Here is a 1,055-nt window from a genome sequence, read left to right as displayed (position 1 = left end):
AGGCATGGCTGTTCAAACACCGATGCTGCTGCTGGCCGGCATCTCCGCTGCCTCCATCGCCCTCTTACCCTTTGCAAGCGCCGCTGTCCTGCGCGTCAATTTGCGCTAGGACATTTGCCGACGCCGTGAATTGAGAAACCCGAGAACAAGAGCTAAATAGCCAACATGTCGATCTGGGAATACGCCAACCCGAAAAAGTTCCTGGCCACCACCGAAAAGGTGATGCCGGCCCTCTGGGTCAGCTCTGCAGTGCTGATTACTGTAGGCCTTGTCTGGGGTTTCTTCTTCACGCCGGACGATTTCCGCCAGGGCTCCACCGTCAAGATCATCTTCCTGCATGTGCCCTCGGCGCTGATGGCAATCAACGCCTGGTTCATGATGCTTGTGACCTCGCTGGTCTGGGTGATCCGCCGCCATCACGTCAGCGCGCTGGCGGCCCGTGCCGCCGCACCGGTGGGCGTGGTGATGACCGTGATTGCGCTGATCACCGGCGCGATTTGGGGGCAGCCGATGTGGGGCACCTGGTGGGCCTGGGACCCGCGGCTCACTTCCTTTCTGGTACTGTTCCTGTTCTACTTGGGCTATATTGCTCTGTGGGAGGCGATCGACAATCCCGATACCGCCGCGGATCTGACCTCGATCCTCTGCCTGGTGGGCTCGGTCTTTGCAGTGCTCAGCCGTTATGCTGTGAACTTCTGGAACCAGGGGCTGCATCAGGGGGCGTCGCTGTCCCTGGATGAAAAGGAAAACGTGGCCGATGCGTTTTCCAACCCGCTTTATGTCTGCATGGCAGGGTTTGTGCTGTTGTTCCTTGCACTGGTGTTCTACCGCACCGGAACTGAAATCCGCGCCCGCCGCATCAAGGCATTGATGGCGCGCGAACGGCTGGAGGCGTGATGCCTGATCTTGGAAAATATGCCGATACGGTGCTGTCGGCCTATGGTGCCTCGCTGCTGCTGCTGCTGGCGCTGGTGGTGCTGACAATCCTGCGCGGCCGAAAAGTGCGCCGGGAGATGGAAACCTTGGAAACCAGGATGAAGCGCAATGGCTAAGAT

2 protein-coding genes and 1 pseudogene are annotated in these 1,055 nt (G+C 59.3%); all 3 read left to right on the top strand.

The annotated features are described in order from the left end of the window. Window positions 1-109: pseudogene (locus tag A2I95_RS41730) on the top strand (heme exporter protein CcmB); the annotation flags it as partial. Between the two features lie 56 nt (window positions 110-165). Further along, on the top strand, window positions 166-897 hold the full coding sequence (locus tag A2I95_RS41725) for a heme ABC transporter permease (protein ID WP_291738130.1): 732 nt from the start codon (window positions 166-168) through the stop codon (window positions 895-897). Next, window positions 897-1,052, top strand: coding sequence for a heme exporter protein CcmD (gene ccmD / locus A2I95_RS41720; protein WP_035920135.1), 156 nt, complete (start codon window positions 897-899; stop codon window positions 1,050-1,052). The genes A2I95_RS41725 and ccmD overlap by 1 nt, the downstream gene beginning before the upstream one ends. The last annotated feature ends 3 nt before the right edge of the window (window positions 1,053-1,055 follow it).

This window comes from Leisingera sp. F5, assembly GCF_001593695.1.
Note: the sequence above shows the minus strand (reverse complement) of the source record. Positions and strands in the feature narration are given on the sequence as shown.